Annotated in this window: 19 protein-coding genes; 14 read left to right on the top strand and 5 right to left on the bottom strand. The window is 64.4% G+C overall.

What is annotated here, in order from left to right; genetic code table 11:
- Positions 1–96: 96 nt before the first annotated feature.
- The 14 genes from ACO550_RS08370 (at position 97) to ACO550_RS08305 (ending at position 11,636) form a co-directional block, all read left to right on the top strand.
- Positions 97–1,389: an NAD(P)/FAD-dependent oxidoreductase gene (locus ACO550_RS08370; protein ID WP_315593485.1), complete on the top strand. Its 1,293-nt coding sequence runs from the start codon at positions 97–99 to the stop codon at positions 1,387–1,389.
- Positions 1,386–2,162 carry a DUF1365 family protein gene (locus tag ACO550_RS08365; protein ID WP_315593486.1) on the top strand — a complete coding sequence of 259 codons (777 nt, stop codon included), beginning with the start codon at positions 1,386–1,388 and terminating at the stop codon, positions 2,160–2,162. The genes ACO550_RS08370 and ACO550_RS08365 overlap by 4 nt, the downstream gene beginning before the upstream one ends.
- On the top strand, positions 2,159–3,397 hold the full coding sequence (locus ACO550_RS08360; protein WP_315593487.1) for a class I SAM-dependent methyltransferase: 1,239 nt from the start codon (positions 2,159–2,161) through the stop codon (positions 3,395–3,397). The genes ACO550_RS08365 and ACO550_RS08360 overlap by 4 nt, the downstream gene beginning before the upstream one ends.
- A gap of 2 nt (positions 3,398–3,399) precedes the next feature.
- On the top strand, positions 3,400–3,921 hold the full coding sequence (locus ACO550_RS08355) for a chalcone isomerase family protein (protein WP_315593488.1): 522 nt from the start codon (positions 3,400–3,402) through the stop codon (positions 3,919–3,921).
- Positions 3,918–5,183 (top strand): MFS transporter, encoded by a 1,266-nt coding sequence (locus ACO550_RS08350; RefSeq protein WP_315593489.1) that lies wholly within the window; start codon positions 3,918–3,920, stop codon positions 5,181–5,183. The genes ACO550_RS08355 and ACO550_RS08350 overlap by 4 nt, the downstream gene beginning before the upstream one ends.
- Positions 5,180–5,716: a DUF3833 family protein gene (locus ACO550_RS08345; RefSeq protein ID WP_315593490.1), complete on the top strand. Its 537-nt coding sequence runs from the start codon at positions 5,180–5,182 to the stop codon at positions 5,714–5,716. The genes ACO550_RS08350 and ACO550_RS08345 overlap by 4 nt, the downstream gene beginning before the upstream one ends.
- Before the next feature lie 21 nt (positions 5,717–5,737).
- The gene (locus ACO550_RS08340; RefSeq protein ID WP_315593491.1) at positions 5,738–6,523 is read left to right on the top strand and encodes an SDR family NAD(P)-dependent oxidoreductase; all 786 of its coding nucleotides are present in this window, start codon (positions 5,738–5,740) and stop codon (positions 6,521–6,523) included.
- 8 nt (positions 6,524–6,531) lie between these two features.
- Positions 6,532–6,972, top strand: coding sequence for a nuclear transport factor 2 family protein (locus ACO550_RS08335; protein WP_315593492.1), 441 nt, complete (start codon positions 6,532–6,534; stop codon positions 6,970–6,972).
- Positions 6,969–7,850: an alpha/beta hydrolase fold domain-containing protein gene (locus ACO550_RS08330; RefSeq protein ID WP_315593493.1), complete on the top strand. Its 882-nt coding sequence runs from the start codon at positions 6,969–6,971 to the stop codon at positions 7,848–7,850. Before ACO550_RS08335 ends, ACO550_RS08330 begins: the two co-directional genes overlap by 4 nt.
- Before the next feature lie 131 nt (positions 7,851–7,981).
- The gene (locus ACO550_RS08325) at positions 7,982–8,518 is read left to right on the top strand and encodes a DUF3455 domain-containing protein (protein WP_315593494.1); all 537 of its coding nucleotides are present in this window, start codon (positions 7,982–7,984) and stop codon (positions 8,516–8,518) included.
- Positions 8,519–8,585: 67 nt separating this feature from the next.
- Positions 8,586–9,164 carry a sigma-70 family RNA polymerase sigma factor gene (locus ACO550_RS08320; RefSeq protein ID WP_315593495.1) on the top strand — a complete coding sequence of 193 codons (579 nt, stop codon included), beginning with the start codon at positions 8,586–8,588 and terminating at the stop codon, positions 9,162–9,164.
- Positions 9,161–9,889 carry an anti-sigma factor gene (locus tag ACO550_RS08315; protein ID WP_315593496.1) on the top strand — a complete coding sequence of 243 codons (729 nt, stop codon included), beginning with the start codon at positions 9,161–9,163 and terminating at the stop codon, positions 9,887–9,889. Before ACO550_RS08320 ends, ACO550_RS08315 begins: the two co-directional genes overlap by 4 nt.
- Positions 9,890–10,046: 157 nt before the next feature.
- Positions 10,047–10,868: a MipA/OmpV family protein gene (locus ACO550_RS08310; RefSeq protein WP_315593497.1), complete on the top strand. Its 822-nt coding sequence runs from the start codon at positions 10,047–10,049 to the stop codon at positions 10,866–10,868.
- Between the two features lie 3 nt (positions 10,869–10,871).
- Positions 10,872–11,636 (top strand): bestrophin-like domain, encoded by a 765-nt coding sequence (locus tag ACO550_RS08305; protein ID WP_315593498.1) that lies wholly within the window; start codon positions 10,872–10,874, stop codon positions 11,634–11,636.
- A gap of 26 nt (positions 11,637–11,662) precedes the next feature.
- On the opposite strand, the gene ACO550_RS08300 is transcribed toward ACO550_RS08305, so the two are convergent.
- From ACO550_RS08300 to ACO550_RS08280, 5 genes are all read right to left on the bottom strand, one after another.
- Complete coding sequence (locus ACO550_RS08300) at positions 11,663–12,592, bottom strand: hypothetical protein (RefSeq protein ID WP_315593499.1); 930 nt, start codon at positions 12,590–12,592, stop codon at positions 11,663–11,665.
- 101 nt (positions 12,593–12,693) lie between these two features.
- Positions 12,694–14,523, bottom strand: coding sequence for an allophanate hydrolase (atzF, locus tag ACO550_RS08295; RefSeq protein ID WP_315593588.1), 1,830 nt, complete (start codon positions 14,521–14,523; stop codon positions 12,694–12,696).
- Between the two features lie 54 nt (positions 14,524–14,577).
- Entirely contained in the window at positions 14,578–15,297 is a 720-nt protein-coding gene (locus ACO550_RS08290) for an FCD domain-containing protein (protein WP_315593500.1), read from the bottom strand.
- On the bottom strand, positions 15,297–16,118 hold the full coding sequence (locus tag ACO550_RS08285) for an ABC transporter ATP-binding protein (RefSeq protein WP_315593501.1): 822 nt from the start codon (positions 16,116–16,118) through the stop codon (positions 15,297–15,299). The genes ACO550_RS08290 and ACO550_RS08285 overlap by 1 nt, the downstream gene beginning before the upstream one ends.
- Positions 16,119–16,121: 3 nt before the next feature.
- On the bottom strand, positions 16,122–16,886 hold the full coding sequence (locus tag ACO550_RS08280; protein WP_315593589.1) for an ABC transporter permease: 765 nt from the start codon (positions 16,884–16,886) through the stop codon (positions 16,122–16,124).
- Positions 16,887–16,953 lie beyond the last annotated feature (67 nt).

The following is a 16,953-nucleotide window of genomic DNA, read 5'->3' as shown; positions in this document are numbered from 1 at the left end:
CTATGTAGTAGTCTTCTTTCCAAAGCGGTAGCCTGATGTTAGCACCGGCAGCGAGAAACGCACCGGAAATGTAGAAGAACACAGGGGAAGCGGGTCGTGAATGCACTATCAAGCACACAACAGGGTCTGCGTATTGCTGTGATCGGCTCCGGTATATCGGGCCTGGCCAGTGCATGGCTGCTTTCCCGTCGGCATCAGGTCACGCTGTTTGAAGCGGGCGAGTACCTCGGCGGCCACACCAATACCGTGGATGTATCGCTGGACGACCATAGCAGCCCGGTCGACACCGGTTTTCTGGTTTTCAACGACCGTACCTATCCCAATCTGGTGGCGATGTTCGACGAACTGGGCGTGGCATCGCGTCCCAGCGACATGTCGTTTTCCGTGTCGATGGACCACGGGCGCGTGGAATGGGCCGGCACCAGTCTCAACACGGTGTTCGCACAACGCCGCAACGCGTTTTCGCCAACCTTCCTGGGCATGCTGCGCGACATCGTCCGCTTCAACGGCGCCGCGCGACTCAACCTTGCGCACGCGGATCACACCGGCTGCTCGCTCGGCGACCTGCTGAGCGCAGGCAACTATGGCCAACCCTTCCGTCAGCACTATCTGCTGCCAATGGCCGCGGCAATCTGGTCGTGCGCCACCGCCGATGTGCTGCGCTTTCCCGCCGCCACATTCCTGCGCTTCTGCCTGAACCATGCGCTGCTGCAGATTACCGGTCGCCCGCAGTGGCGCACCGTGTGCGGCGGCGGACGCGAGTACGTGCGGCGCATTGCCGCGCAGCTCGACGACGTGCGCCTGAGCACCGCGGTGCGCGCGGTACGGCGCGACGAAGATGGTGTCAACGTCATGACGGACGACGGTACGGTGCGCTTCGATGCCATTGTGCTGGCTACCCATGCGCCGGACAGCCTGCGCATGCTGGCGGACCCCAGCGATGCCGAACGCGATCTGCTGGGGGCCGTGCGCTATGCACCCAATGTCGCCATCCTCCATACCGATCCCACGCTGCTGCCGCGCCGCCCGCGCGTATGGTCGGCATGGAACTATCTCGGTGGGCAGCGCGCTGACATGTCGCGGGCGGTATGTGTCAGCTACCTGGTCAACCAGCTCCAGCCGCTGCCATTCAGCACGCCCGTGGTGGTCACGCTCAATGCATTCAGGGATCCCGCGCCAGGTACCGAACTACGCCGCTTTACCTATCAGCATCCGCTGTTCGACCTGCGCGCGATTGCCGCACAGCAAGCGCTGCCTGCACTGCAAGGACGCCGTCGTACCTGGTTTGCCGGCGCCTGGACCGGATATGGCTTCCACGAGGACGGCCTGAAGTCCGCGCTACGCGTGGCCGGCGATTTTGGTGCGCTACCAGACTGGGCCCGCCTATGAACCCCGACGCATGGTTGCTGCACTGTCGCGTCCTGCATGACCGCCTGCGGCCGGCACGCCACCGCTTTGTCTACCCGGTGTTCTGCGTGCGGTTGAATATCGATGCGCTGCCGCGGCTCAACCGTTGGTGGTTCGGCGTCGACCGCGCGCGTATCGTCAGCCTGCGCACCGATGACTACGGCGCACGCGACGGCAATGACCTGTCCCGATGGATACGTGGGCGACTGCGCGCCGCCGGCCTGCCCGACGATGGCACCATCTGGCTCCAGACTTTCCCGCGCATCCTTGGCTATGCGTTCAACCCGGTCAGCTTCTGGTTCTGCCATGACCGCGACGGGCACCTGCGTGCCTTGGTAGCCGAGGTCAACAATACGTTTGGCGGGCGCCATGCTTACCTGGTAACGGCCCCCGATCTCGGGCCGATCCACGACAAGACGGTGCTGGCCACGCGCAAGTTGCTGCATGTGTCACCGTTCAACGACGTGCGCGGCCACTACGCCATGCAAGTGCGCGAATCCGATTGCACCTCCTTTGTCGGGATCGACTACTTCGATGACGAGGGCATGCTGCTTCGCACATCGATTGGCGGTCACAAGCGTCCGCTCACCGGCATGTCCATGCTGACCGCATTGCTGCGTCAACCGTGGTTGACGTTGTCCGTCACGCTGCGTATCCACTGGCAGGCATTGCTCCTCTGGATGCGGGGCACGCCGTTCCACGGCAAGCACCCTCCCTCGCCCGCCGAGTCCCCCCTTGACGATATTCGCCCATGAACCGCTCCAGCTTCGGACTTCGTGCCTTGTCCCGTTTCGCAAGCGGAGAAATTCCCCTGGCGGGCCGCGCGTTCCTGGCCATGCTGGCGCGCGTGAAGGTGGGCCATCTGGTGCTGACGCTACCGGATGGCGCCGAGTCGATCTTCGGCGATCCGCACGCATCGCCGGGCGCGCGCCTGACGCTGCGCGACTGGCGCGCGTGCGCCCGGATCCTGCGCGCCGGCGATATCGGCTTTGCCGAGGCGTGGCGCGATCACTGGGTAGACAGCCCGGACGTGACCGCGCTGCTGCGACTGGCGCTCCGCAACGAACCCGCGCTGCCGCGTACCATAGCCGGCACATGGTTGTCGCGCCGGTGGTATCAATTGCGTCATCTGCTGCGCAAGAACACCCGCACCGGAAGCCGTCGCAATATCCACGCGCACTACGATCTTGGCAATGATTTCTATGCATTGTGGCTCGACGACACGTGGTCCTATTCCGCCGCATGGTTCGCGGGGGACCTGGGACAGTCACTGCACGACGCCCAGGAAGCCAAGTACGCGAATATCTTCGACGCCCTGAACCTGCAGCCCGGCATGCGCGTGCTGGAAATCGGCTGCGGCTGGGGTGGTTTTGCATTGCATGCGGCCCGACGCGGCGTGAGCGTGCACGGCATCACCATATCGTCCGCGCAACTGGCACTGGCACAGGATCGCGTGACGCAAGCCGGCATGGCCGACCGCATCACACTGGAACTGCGCGACTATCGCGACCTGGACGGATGCTATGACGCCATAGTCTCGATCGAGATGTTCGAGGCGGTGGGTGTGGCCTACTGGCGCACGTATTTCGACACGCTGCACGCGCGCCTGCGCCCGGGCGGCCAGGCGCTGGTCCAGTCGATCACGATGGCCGAGCACCGCATCGACGCCTACCGCGCCAGCAGCGACTTTATCCGCGAGTTCATTTTCCCGGGGGGCATGCTGCCGAGCCCTGAACGCTTCGCCCGCGCGGCGGGTCGATCCGGCCTGGCGAGCCGGACCGTGCTGGCCTTCGGCCATGACTACGCCGAAACGCTGCGGCGCTGGCGCCAGCGGTTCATGGCCAGCCGCGAGGACATAATGGCGCAGGGGGCGCAGGGCTTCGACGAAGCATTCGTGCGGCTGTGGCATTTGTACCTGTGCTATTGCGAGGCAGGTTTCGATGAAGAGCGCACGGACGTGATGCAGTTCCTGCTCACGCGCGAGGCATAAACATGCCACGCCTGCTGACCGCACTCGTTCTGACGATGGCCTCGCTGGGCTGCGCGGCAGCCGAGGGCTGGCACGCAGCACTGCCGCAAGCGCAGCTCAGCGGCGAGGGCGAGTACCGCTGGTTTGGCGTGCGCCTCTACACTGCGCAGCTCTGGGCCGCGCATCTGCCAGCAAGCATCGACGCGCCATTCGCGCTGCAGATTACCTACGTGCGGGACTTTACCGCCCGCAGACTGGTGGACACCAGCGTCGACGAGCTCCGGCGCATCAGCAGTTCGAACGTCACCGATGCCACGCTCGAACGCTGGCGCGATGCACTGCGCAAGGTGTTTGTTGATGTTCGTGCCGGTGACAGCCTGACTGGTGTGTACCTGCCGGGTCAGGGTGCGCGCTTCTATGCCAACGACCGCGAGACTGGCCAGATCGACGACGCTGCGCTCGCCCGCGCCTTCTTTGGCATCTGGCTCGACCCGGCCACCCGAGCGCCGGCCTTGCGGTTGAAATTGCTGGGGCAATCCGGATGAACACGCCCGGCAACGCCCGACTGGCTGCCTACGGCGCGCTTGGCCTGCCGCTGGCCATGGCCGCATTGCCGGTGTACGTCCAGGCGCCCGCCTACTACACCACGCGACTGGGCCTGTCGCTCTCGCTGGCCGGCGTGGTCATGTTCGCGGCGCGTCTTTTCGATACCGCCCAGGATCCGCTGCTGGGACGGTGGATCGACGCACTGGTCCGGCGCGGGCGTCTGCTTCCGGCAATGTGGCTGGGTGCGGTATTGCTTGCCGCCGCCTTTGCAGCGCTCTGGTTGCCACCGGTCTCCGGTGATACGTGGCTGGCGATCTGGCTCGCCGTCACGCTCGTGGCGGTCTATGTGGGACACAGCCTGCTCAACGTCGCCTATCTGGCCTGGGGTGCGCGAATCTCCAGCGACGACCGGACGCTCACGCGGGCGGCGGCTTGGCGTGAAGGCGCGGGACTGGTCGGCGTCCTGCTCGCCAGTACCTTGCCCGCCTGGCTGTTGTCCGCGCCAAACGCCATGCCGCGCCCGGCAATGACGTTCTTCGCGGCACTGTTTGCCGTGCTGCTGATGTGCGGACTCTCGACCCTGGTCCGATTCGGGCCAACCTGGCAGGTAGCGCCAGGCGCCACACCGTCGCCGTGGCGCACGTTGCGCGCCAACCGGGCGTTTCGCGCACTGTTGCTGCCCTACTTTCTCAATGGCCTCTCGGTTGCGATTCCCGCCACGCTCGCAGTCTTCTTTATCGAGGACCGGCTGGCCGAGCCACGCGCAGTGGCGCCATGCCTGGCGCTCTACTTCCTGGCAGGCGCGGCAGGACTGCCCGGCTGGGTGCGGATCGCCGCACGCATCGGCGCCATCCAGGCCTGGCGCATCGCCATGCTGCTGGCCGTGCTGGCCTTTGCCTGGGCCAGCCTGCTTGGTCCCGGTGATTTGATGCCGTTCCTGTGCATCTGCACGATCTCCGGACTGACCCTTGGTGCCGACCTGGCACTGCCCCCGGTCCTGCTGGCCGCGCGCATTCCGGCAGGCGAAGGTCCCGCCGCCTACTACGGTGTCTGGACCCTGCTGGGCAAACTGTGCCTGGCAATCGCGGGCCTGACCTTGCCCGTGCTGGCATCGCTGGGCTATCAGCCGGGCACGCTGGCCACCGGCCCGGCCGGACATGCGCTGGCCTGGATGTACGCCGGCGTGCCGTGCGTGTTGAAACTCTGCGCCATGGCCTGCCTGACAACCCGCCGGCGCGCCTCACCGGAGCCTTCGCAATGAAACGCCTTGGCCGCTGGGCCGCAATGAGTACCGTGGTAATGTGCGCCGGCTGTTCCGCCCCGGACGTCTCGCACTACGCGGATCAGCAACCGCCGCTCGATGTGCCGGCATTCTTCCGCGGCAAGACCGAGGCCTGGGGCATGTTCCAGAAACGTAGCGGCGAGATCGTCAAGCGCTTTCACGTGGACCTGGACGGACGCGAACAGGATGGCCGCTTCGTGCTGAACGAGGATTTTCGCTACAGCGACGGCACCACCCAGCATCGTACGTGGACCTTGACGCGCGCTGCCGACGGTAGCTGGCAGGGCACAGCGCCCGATGTAACCGGTCACGCTACTGGCCATGCCAGCGGCAACGTACTGCGCTGGATCTACACGCTCCAGCTGCCGGTGGACGGCAAGACCTATGACGTGCAGTTCGACGACTGGATGGTGCTGGTGGACGAGCGCACCATGATCAACCGTGCGCGCGTCACGAAATTTGGCTTCGAGGTCGGACAGGTCACGCTGTTCTTCCGCCGGCCCGCCCCCTGATGTTTGCCGGAACGATCCATCATGCACGGCCTGAGCCTGAACCCCCGCTGGAATGACTGGACCGGCCAACGCGTCTGGCTGGTGGGTGCTTCCAGCGGCATCGGTGCTGCGCTGGCACAGGCGCTGATGGTGCGCGGCGCGCGCGTGGCGGTCTCGGCGCGGCGTGCCGATGCGCTGGCCGCCGTGATCGATGGCCACCCGCTCGGCATCGCCTTGCCAATGGATGCCAGCCACCCGCAAGACTGGGTCGCGGCGCACGACGCATTGCGCGATGCATGGCAGGACGTGGACATGGTGATCTTCTGCGCGGCGGAGTATCGTCCGCTACGCCCGTGGGAAGTCACCGCCGACGAAGCGCGCCGCACCATCGACATCAACCTCGGCAGCGTCTACTACGGGCTGGCGGCCGTACTGCCGTCGATGCTGTCGCGCCATGCGGGCAGCCTGGTGCTGCTGGCCAGCGTCGCCGGATACATGGGGCTGCCCAACGCCACCATCTATGGCCCCACCAAGGCCGCGCTGATCAACCTGGCCGAACTGCTCTACGCGGAACTGCATCCACGCGGACTCGGCGTCTACCTGGTCAACCCGGGATTCGTCAAGACACGCCTTACGGAGCGCAACGATTTCTCGATGCCGGCACTGCAAACCGCGGAGGACGCCGCCGCTTCGATCGTGTCCGGACTGGCGCGCGGACGCTTCGAGATTGCCTTTCCCTCGCGCTTCACGCGCGTGATGCGGCTGGCCAGCATGCTGCCGTACCGGCTGCGCCTGGCGCTGCTGCAGCGCCTGATGAAAACCACCTGAAGTCGCCCATGACAAACGTTACTGTTCCTCCCGGTGCATTGTCGGCCCTGCTGGACTGGTACGCCACGCTGACACCGGAATCTTTATCGGCACTCGGGCGCTTCTACCTGCCGCATGCACGCTTTGTCGACCCGTTCAACGACGTGCGTGGTTACGCGGCGATTCGCCTGGTGTTCGAGCATATGTTCGAAGCCGTCGAGGCCCCGCGCTTTGTCATCGGCTCGCGGCTGATGGGACATGATGAAGGCTTTGCGACATGGCAGTTCAATGGCGCGGTGCGCGGCCGGCAGTTCTCGGTTCCCGGTAGCTCCCATCTGCGCTTCGGCGACGATGGCCGTGTGGTCGAGCACCATGACTTCTGGGATGCGGCGGCACTGTGGCGCCAGTTGCCACTGATTGGCTCGCCCGTAAGCTGGTTGCAGCGGCGCTTTGCCGCACCCGTGCCATGATGAAACGCCTGTTTCTGCTGCGCGGCCTATGCCTTGCACCGCTGCTGGCATTGGGAGCGTGCACCACTTCGGACGCGCTGAACGCACTGACTTCCGACGCCGCCTATGCACGCAATGCCGGCGTGCACTACACCGAAGGCCGGCGCGGCCTGCTCGATATCTACGTGCCGCGCCAGCCCGCCTGCGGCGCCACGGCGCCCGTGGTGGTGTTCTTCTATGGCGGCACGTGGAACAGCGGCGCGCGTGCCGACTATGCATTTGTTGCGGCGAACCTGGCCGCGCACGGCATCCTGACCGTGATTCCAGACTATCGGCTCTATCCCGAGGTCACCTATCCCGACTTCCTGCTCGACAACGCCCGTGCCGTGGCGTGGACCTTGCGAAATATCGCCAGCTTCCAGGGCGATCCGGACAAGGTCTTCGTGATGGGCCACAGCGCGGGCGGCTACAACGCGGCGATGCTTGCGCTCGACGCACGCTGGCTCCAGGGCGCGGGGGCCGATCCCTCGCGACTGCGCGGCTGGATCGGCCTGGCCGGTCCCTACGACTTCCTGCCAATCACCAATCCCGAAGCCAGACCCGTGTTTCACCACCCTGACTACCCCGCGGGGTCACAACCCATCGATCATGTCACCCGGAATTCCCCGCCCGCATTCCTTGGGGTTGACACCGGAGACACGCTGGTGAATCCGCAGCGCAATTCGGCGCAAATGGCGGAGAAGCTCAACGCGGCGGGGGTTCCGGTAACGTACCGCGCGTATGGGCATCTGTCGCATACGCTGCTGATCGGCACCTTCGCCGCACCGCTGCGCTGGCTGTCGCCGGTGAGCGACGATGTTTCCGCGTTCATCCTGGCTCAGTCCGGCTGCAAGCCATGAGATACCGGACAGGCGGCTCCACAAAAAAATAATTCCCGAGGTGCATCCGTTTGCCTGGCTGGGGTGTAGAGCCCATGCAGCCTTCGAGGTTTGCATCGATTGACGCCTGCTCAATACTCGGGAGTTCCACCATGTCTCGCACCATCCTGTTCTACGTAGCCACCGCCGCAGTCCTTTCCGCATGCGCATCCCAAACGCCGGTTGCGCCCGCAACTCCGGTTGCCGACGCCATTCGCGTACCTGCCGGCCACAAGATGACCATGCAAACGGTTGGCAGTGGCCAGTTGCTCTACGAATGCCGCCTGAAGGCAAACACCACTGCCGACCATGAGTGGACTTTTGTCGGCCCAACCGCGGTCCTGAAGGACCGCAGTGGCGCCACGATCGGCAAGTACTATGGACCGCCGGCTACGTGGGAATCCAGTGATGGATCAAAGGTGACAGCCACGCAGGTCGCCGTGGCGCCCGGTGGCGACGGCAACATTCCGCATCAGCTGGTCAAGGCCAATCCGGCGCAGGGCAATGGCAGCATGACCGGGGTTACCTATATCCAGCGTGTAGCGACCAAGGGCGGCGTGGCACCGGCAACGCCATGCTCGAGTGCCAATGCTGGCGCAAGGCAAACCGTTGGCTACCAGGCTGATTATCTGTTCTGGAAAGCGTCATGATGCATTTGAAACGTCCGTTGGACGGATATGATGCGTCCATTGCCAATGCGTGACGCAGGAACTTCAATTGGGTGCCAATTCGCCGCATATCCAGGACGTGTTCGACTACGCAGGCGCCATTGCCGGCTGCGCCAGGCATGACGCGGAGGCGCTACGCCGCCTCTACGACCATGCCTCGCCCTATCTGCTTGGCGTGGCCCTGCGTATCGTGCGCGATCGCCAGACGGCGGAGGATGTCCTGCATGACGCGTTCCTGAAGATCTGGAGTGCCGCTGGCAGCTACGATGGCAACCGCGGAGAGGCGCGCGGCTGGCTGTTCTCCATCGTGCGGCACGAGGCGTTGAATGCGGTGCGCAGTCGCATGCGGGCCATACCGGTCGATGAAGATGTAGCACAGGCGCTCGACGCGGAGGCAGCAATGGCGGCGTTCCCGACTCAGTTCGATGCGGCGGAGCAGCGCGTGCTGGTGGGGCGTCTGGGCGAGTGCCTCGGCGAACTCGAAGTACCGAAGCGCGACAGCATCCTGCTGGCTTATCTCGATGGTTGCTCGCAAAGTGAAATCGCAAAGCGGCTCGGCGCGCCACTGGGCACCGTCAAGGCCTGGATGCGGCGCGGCTTGCGCGCGCTAAAGGAGTGCATGCAATGAGCGCCGGCACACCCGGTCCGGACGACCGGACTCCAGACGATGCAATGGATCAGCTTGCCGCCGAATATGTTCTGGGCACGCTATCGCAATCGCGCCGCGAGGAGGTGCAGCAACGCATGCGGGCCGACGCCGGATTCGCCGGACGCGTGCGCGACTGGGAAAACCGGCTCCACCCGCTCACGGCCATGGCCGAGCCGGTCCAGCCATCGGCAACGCTCTGGCACCGTATCGCCACCAGCGTTGGCTTGCGTACGCCCGGTCGCAATCCGTCACCGGGATGGTGGGGCACCCTGGCACTTTGGCGCGGGCTGGCGTTCGGCGCGGCCGCATGTGCGATCGTACTGGCGGTACTGCTGGGCCGGCAGGCATTCGCGCCACCGCCGGGTCCACGCTTTGTCGTGATCCTGTCCGAGCCGCGCGACAGGACACCGGGATGGCTGATCCAGGCGTCCACCGACCGCAAGCTGTCGCTGATTTCACTTGCATCGCAAGCGGCGCCAAGCGATCGCAGCCTCCAGTTCTGGACCAAGGCCGATGACTGGGCAGGCCCGGTATCGCTTGGTCTGGTGCGCCCCGGCCAGCGGCTCGATATCCCGATCGACAAGTTGCCGCCGCTGCAACCGAATCAATTGTTCGAAATCACGCTCGAGCCTCCCGCCGGCTCCCCGACTGGCCGTCCAACCGGACCGATTCTCTATATCGGCCGGGCCGTGCGGGTCGGATAGGTGCGCCGGCATGGCCAATGAACGACAGAACTTAATGCGCGCGACAAAAGATTGAATTCCGCCCCGAAAGGCGGTCGGGGAGAATAACCTCGACATCACTGTCGGCGCGGATACTTAACATGAAACGATCCGATCAGGGCCGCGCGGTTGCCGGGCAATGATTGCCGCGCGCCTCGCCCATCCATTGCGACTCCTGGCCGGCGCGGCAATCTCCGTCGCGAGCTGGAACGCGGCGGCATTGCCGATCGACCTGCCAGGCACGATCCCCAATATGGTGGGGATCGGCATTGGCTCGACAACGGAATACGCCGGCGGCAACGAGCGCATGATTGGCGTGCTGCCCGGACTCCGGTATACGACTGACAGTGGCAGGCTGCTCGAGTGGTATGGCCCATACGCGCAGTTCAACTTTGGCGGGCTGACCGGGTGGCAATATGGGCCGGCGCTCTCGCTGCGGCTGGGGCGCAACAATGTCGATGATCCGGTGGTCGCGCGCGTCCATGAGATCGATACGACCGTGGAATTCGGCGGCTGGGCCGGCTACGAGTACATCCACACCGGAACCATTCCGTATCGCCTGCGCGGTGGCATCAATGTCATGACCAACGCCGGCATCGTCTATGGCGGCACGCGCGTCGCCATCAACGGCAGTTTCTGGCTGCCGGTGCATCCTCGGGTCATGCTTGGCACTGGACTGGGGTTGACCTGGGTCAGCGGCAGCTTCAACCGGACCTATTTCGGGGTGACGCCGGACGACAGCGCCGCAAGCGGCCTGCCGGTCTACACGCCCGGTGGTGGACTGGAACAGGGTACGGCCTGGCTGGCGACGATCTACCAGATCGACAAACACTGGTACGCTGGCGCCATGATCTATATGCAACGGATCACGGGCAGCGCCGCGGACAGCCCCATCGTCAGCCAGCGCGGCACGCGCAACCAGATCACCTATGGCGCCGGCATCGCGTACGCGTGGCGATAAGAAATGAACCCGTTCATCAATCATCCGGCCATTCTGTTTGTTGTCATGATCGCGATCATGGCAGTGGCAACCGGGATCGGAGCGCTTGTACTGCGCCGGATCCGGCCCATCGCTGCCGAAGGGCGCGACGACTTCAATGTCGTGCAAGGCGCCACGCTGACGCTGCTGGCCCTGTTGATCGGGTTCACACTGTCGATGGCCGTGGGGCGCTACGACCAGCGCAAGAATCTTGAAGAAGAAGAGGCCAACGCCATCGGTACCGAATACCTGCGGGCGGACCTGATAGAAGGGCCAGGAGCCGAACAGATCAAGGGACTGCTGGTTCGCTACCTGGACCAGCGCATTCTCTACTACCGCACGCGCGATAGCGAAAAACTGAAGGAAATCGGCTCTGCTACCAGCCAGATCGAGGACGAAATGTGGCAGGCGGTGCGCGCGGCGGCGCGCGACAAGCCAACTCCCATCACGGCGCTCGTGGTGGCTGGCATGAATGACGTCATCAACTCGCAGGGCTACACGGAGGCCGCGTGGTTGAACCGGATTCCCATCTCTGCCTGGTTCCTGATGATCATCATCGCTTTCTTCAGCAGCGTGATGCAGGGCTATGGCGCGCGCGCGGAGATCGGCAAGACCGTCCTGTTGCTGGTCTTGCCGCTGACCGTGTCGCTGTCGCTGGCCCTGATCGCCGATATCGACAGCCCGCGCGGCGGCACGATCCGGGTGGTGCCGCAGAATCTGCTTAACCTTGCGGCATCACTGAAAGGTTAGCGCGACGGGCATGCCATAACCTATGCCTACTGGCCAGCTGCAGAGCCCAGCGCGGCCCTGACCGCCTCGCGCTCGGCGGCCGCCTGGTCCATATCGGCGCCGACATCGCCGGCTTCACTGACGCCGATGGAAAGCACCACCGAACCCTTGGCCACCGGCACCGGAATCGGTGGCGACAAGCCGGTGCACGGCGTGCGCGTGCAGAGTGTTTCCTCCCCATTCAGCCTGACTCGTGCCACGCTGACCGCCGCGGTACCGAGTTCGGCAAACGACGCCGCACCTTCGCTGTTGACCACCAGCTGTTTTGCCACCAATGCAAAAGACACGGCGATGCGGGACGGCGCGGCACTGGTGCCGCTGGCCGTCGTGGCTATCGAGTTGCCAACCCGCACATACAGCGGGCGGAACTTGAAGTAATCAGTGAACTTCCCGTCCTCGAATTTCTGTTCGATCGCCAGTACGGCGAGCAGGCCAGGTCGCGCTGGCGAGTCTCCCTCGGCATAGCGTGCATAAACAGCGCACTTGACGCCGCGGAAGCTGGCGGTCGGAAAGCTCACGTCGACGCTGCTGGCGTTGAGGGCGGCCCGCTTCAACTGCTCCGGTTCCGCCTTTTGTCTATCGGCATATAGATCGAATACCTGCCGGGTGCCGGCGACAACGAATCCCTGGCCGCCAGCCCCCTGCTGCCCCGCCGCTCGTGCGCCATTGCCCCGTGACGAGGGCTCCATGCAGCGCGCAGACATCAGCAGTTCGCGCAACCCCTGGTTCTCCGGCTGCTGCAGGATTGCACCAAGGTCCTTGTCGGTCGACCAGTCCTTGTAGGCGGATACCCAACCTTGCGCGGCCTTTTTGGGCTTGCCGCTGTTCTCGTCCGCCTTGAACCCGACCTTTTCACTCTTTGTCGCACAGCCGCCGACCAGCAGGCAACCAGCAACAATCCCCGTAAAGATCTTCACCCTGCACTCCGTGATCCAGGTGACTAGAGCATAGAAGCCGGCGGAGGGCGGTGGATACCATCCAGAAGATTGAATAGCCAGCAGGCCACTACCCAATCGGACTAAACCGTGGCAGTGCGCAGCCAGGCGCGCCAGCCGCCAAACGCAGTGATATCGCGTGCGCCGCTGCTTTCGGCGAGCGCAAATGGTTCACAGATAAAGCCCTTGACCTGGCGCCCATCGGCCAGCGCCACGGTACCGATGCCCAGCGGCGCCGGTACATCGGCCACGAATTTGCCGAAGTGGCGCTGCGGCACTTCCCAGACCTCTACTTCAATTGCCGCACCGTGCTCGGCACGCGCCAGACCTGGCTTTGCCGGTACCGTGCCGGCCAGCGCATAAAGGCTGTAGCACGCCGCCGTTGTCGTGGTCTCCACAAAGCGCGCACCTGCCTCGCGCAGTTGCCAGTTGAGCGGCTGGCCGCGCAAATGGGCGCCCACCACGGCCAGTGCCACGGTCGGTTCCTGGAACGGTAGCGGTGTCTCGGGCAATGAAGCCGGGATGGCCGTATCGGCAAACAGCGCCTGGATCTGCGTGCCCAGCACGGCCAGACGATGGTCGGCCCCGGCCGGCGCAATCAGCGTGATGCCGGCCGGCAGGCCATCGGCGCGCGGCACCCCAGGTAACGACAACGCACACAGATCGAGCAGGTTCACAAAGTTGGTATAGCGGCCAAGCTTGCTGTTCTCGGCAATCGGATCAGCTTGCACAGCGGCGATGGTTGGATGCGTCGGCGTGGTCGGCACGATCAATACATCGATCGCCGCAAACAGCGCATCCGCCTGACGTTTGAGATCGGCCAGCCGGTACTGCGCGTTGAACGTATCGACCGCATCGAACTGGTCGGCCTTGCCAATCACCGCAGCCACCGTGGCGTCGATATCCGCACGCCGGTCCACGAAGAACTCGCCCACCGCGGCCCGGCGTTCGGCCACCCACGGGCCGTCATAGAGCAGCGCTGAGGTTTGCGCGAGCGGTGTGAAATCGACCGTTTCCGGTTCGAGTGCCAGGCTGCTGGCCATGATGTCGAGCGAGGCGGCGAAAGCCAGCGCCGCATGGGCATCGCCCTCGAAGTCGAGCTGATCCGGAATACCCGCGCGCAACGCCGCACGCGGCAAACCCAGCATCGGCACGCGGCGCGCGTAGCTGTCAGCGTCATCGTAGATCGCGATGCGCGACAACACAGTCCATGCATCCGCCACGTCGTGGGCGAACACCGAGATCGTGTCGAGCGTGCGGCACGCGGGCACCACCCCGCCCTTGCTGACCAGACCCAGCGACGGCTTCAGGCCAACAATGCCGTTCAGGCCAGCCGGCACACGGCCAGAACCGGCCGTATCGGTGCCCAGTGAGAATGCCACGCAGCCCGATGCCACGGCCACCGCCGAACCCGAACTCGATCCGCCGGAAACATAAGCGGGCGCCGTGGTGTGCCGCACCGCGCCAAATGGTGAGCGTGTACCGACCAGCCCGGTGGCAAACTGGTCGAGATTGGTCTTGCCGATCAGCAACGCACCCGCGGCGAGCAGCCGTTGCACCGCAAAGGCCGAGACCTGCGGCACATAGGCGTATTCAGGGCACGCTGCGGTAGTTGCCACGCCGGCCACGTCGATATTGTCCTTGACGGCGAACGGCACACCGAACAATGGCAGGCGTTGCAGCACACCCGCCCCTTCGCTTTCCAGCATCGCTCCCAGTTCGGCGGCACGCTGCATCAGCGATTCGGTAGGAATGCGATGGATCCAGACCTCGGGCCGGTCAAACGCGTCGATCCGGCGCAGTACCTCGGCCACGCAGGCTAGCGGGTCGAGCGTGCCACGCGCATAGTGTTCGTGCAGTGCGGCAATCGAGGTAACAGGGGCGGATGCGGTGGACTTGTTCATGCTTTCCATCATGACGTCAGGTTCAATTGTTTATTGCAACGCGTCGCAATCCCAGGCCGAGATTCACGCCGCATCTTCGCTCGCACGCATGCGCGCCAGATAGACTTCGTGCAGCGTGATCTTGCGCACTTCAGACTGGCTGGTGCTGATATGCGAGCGCAGCAATCGTGCCGCTTCGTCGGCACGGTGGGCCAGGATCGCGCGCAGGATTTGCGCATGCTCTTCGTAGGTGGTATCCACACGCGCACGCTTGGTGAAGTCGAGCCGGCGGACGATACGGATGCGCTCGGTGATGTCCTGGTGCACACGCGACATCTCGCCATTGCCAACGACACGTACCAGCGCGCAGTGGAAGGCCTCGTCGAGTTCCCCCACGCGCGCCATGTCCGATAGCCGCATGCCCGGCTCGACGAGCCAGGTCGCGCAGAGCTCCGCCAGCAGCGGTTGCAACGCGTCACGGTCCATCGCGCACAGGCGTCGTACCGCCTCGGTCTCCAGCACCATGCGCAAGTCATAGAGCTGTTCGAGCTTGCCAAAATCGAATGGCAATACGCGCCAGCCGGCCCGGAAACTTACATCGACAAAGCCCTCCTGCTTCATGCGGAACAGCGCCTGGCGCACCGGCGTACGTGATACGCCAAGCCTTTCGCAGACCTCGGCTTCGGTAAAGCGGTCACCGGGCACCAGCCGAAAATCCGCAATATCGCCCTTGAGCAGTGCGTAGACGCTGTCCGCGCGCGACGTGCGGCCGTCGCCCTGCAGCACCGGATCCGCCTCGGACATCAGCGGCGTACCTCGCGCTGGAAGATCTCCAGGCTCTGGCGCTTGGCGGCGACAAAGCTTGCCTGCGACAGCGTATCCACGGTACGCGGACGCGCGTCGGCATAGTCAAGGATCTCCGCCACACGCGTCGGGCGCTTGGTCAGCAACAGGATCTGATCAGCCAGATATACCGCTTCCTCGAGGTCGTGCGAGACCAGCAGCATGGTCGTACCAGTCTGCATGAATACTTCCTGCAGCTTCTCGCGGATAAATAGCGTCATCTCGAAATCGAGCGCCGAGAACGGTTCGTCGAGGAACAGCACCTCGGGCCGGGGCGCCAGCGCGCGCATGATCGAGGCAGTCTGCTGCTGCCCGCCCGACAACTCATACGGATAGCGGTTCAGGTCGAACTTGACATCGAACGATGCCACCAGCTCCGCCAGCCTGCGATCCACCTCGGCCTTGCTGCAGCCTTCCAGCAGCAGTGGATAGGCAATATTGTCGATGGTCCGCATCCACGGGAACAGCGCCTCGCGGTAGTTCTGGAACACGTAGCCGATGCGCGTGTCCTTGAGCGACTTGCCATCGAACAGGATCTCTCCGCGATCGATCGGGATCAGCCCCGCAATCATGTTGATCAGCGTGCTTTTGCCGCAGCCATTGGGCCCGAACACCGAGACGATCTTGCCCTTGGGGATGTCGAGATCGAAGTTCTCGTATAGCGGCCAGCCGGCAAAGTACTTGGTCAGGCCGCGGATCGTGATATGGGTGCCCGGCGGCCCAGGCCGGAACGCCGGGGTCGGGACATCGGCATGGCGTGCGGGAGTCAGGACAGTGCTCATGATTTACCTTCCGCTCCAATGAACGATGCGTCGTTCGACAAGCAGAAACACGATATTGAGGATGTAGCCCAGCGCGCCGGCAGCCAGGATGGCCGCATACATGGTCTTGACGTTGAGCACCTGCTGGGCGTCGATGATCGCGTGGCCCAGGCCATTCTCGGATCCGATGAACATCTCGGCGACGATGACGATCACCAGTGACATCGACACCGCCGAGCGCAGCCCGACAAAGCTCGGCTGCAGGCTTTCCCAGATCAGCACGTCGCGGAAGATGCGCCAGCGGGAGGCACCCATCACGCGCGCCGCCATCACGCGTTGCTTGCGGGCGTTGATCACGCCGTACGCGCTGTTGAAGACGATGATCAGCATTGCGCCAAATGCGGCGATCGCGATCTTGTTGATCTCCGACACCCCGAAGATCAACAGGAACAACGGGATCAACGCCGACGACGGGGTCGAACGGAAGAAGTCGATCACGAACTCCACGCTGCGATAGGCACGCTCGTTACTGCCGAGCAGTACACCGAGCGGCACGCCAATCACGGCCGCAATCGCAAAGGCCTGCAGCGTGCGGGCCACCGTGACCGCGAAATCGGTCAGCAATGCACCGCCGGCCAGGCCCGCGACCAATGCCGATACCGTGTCGAACGGGCTTGGCAGCAGGATGGCCTTGATCCAGCCAAGCCGCACCACGGCATCCCACACGACAAACAGGATCAGCGGCCCGAGCGCGGGCAGCAGCCGGTCCGCCAGCGGGCGGCGCGGCATGGCATCGGCCGAGGCTGGTGGCGACCACGGCTGCGCGGCAGCGCCGGCAGCCGCGCCCGATGGTTCG

The organism is Cupriavidus sp. (assembly GCF_057315035.1).
The sequence above is the reverse complement of the archived record's forward strand: the minus strand, read 5'-3'. Positions and strand labels throughout refer to the sequence as shown.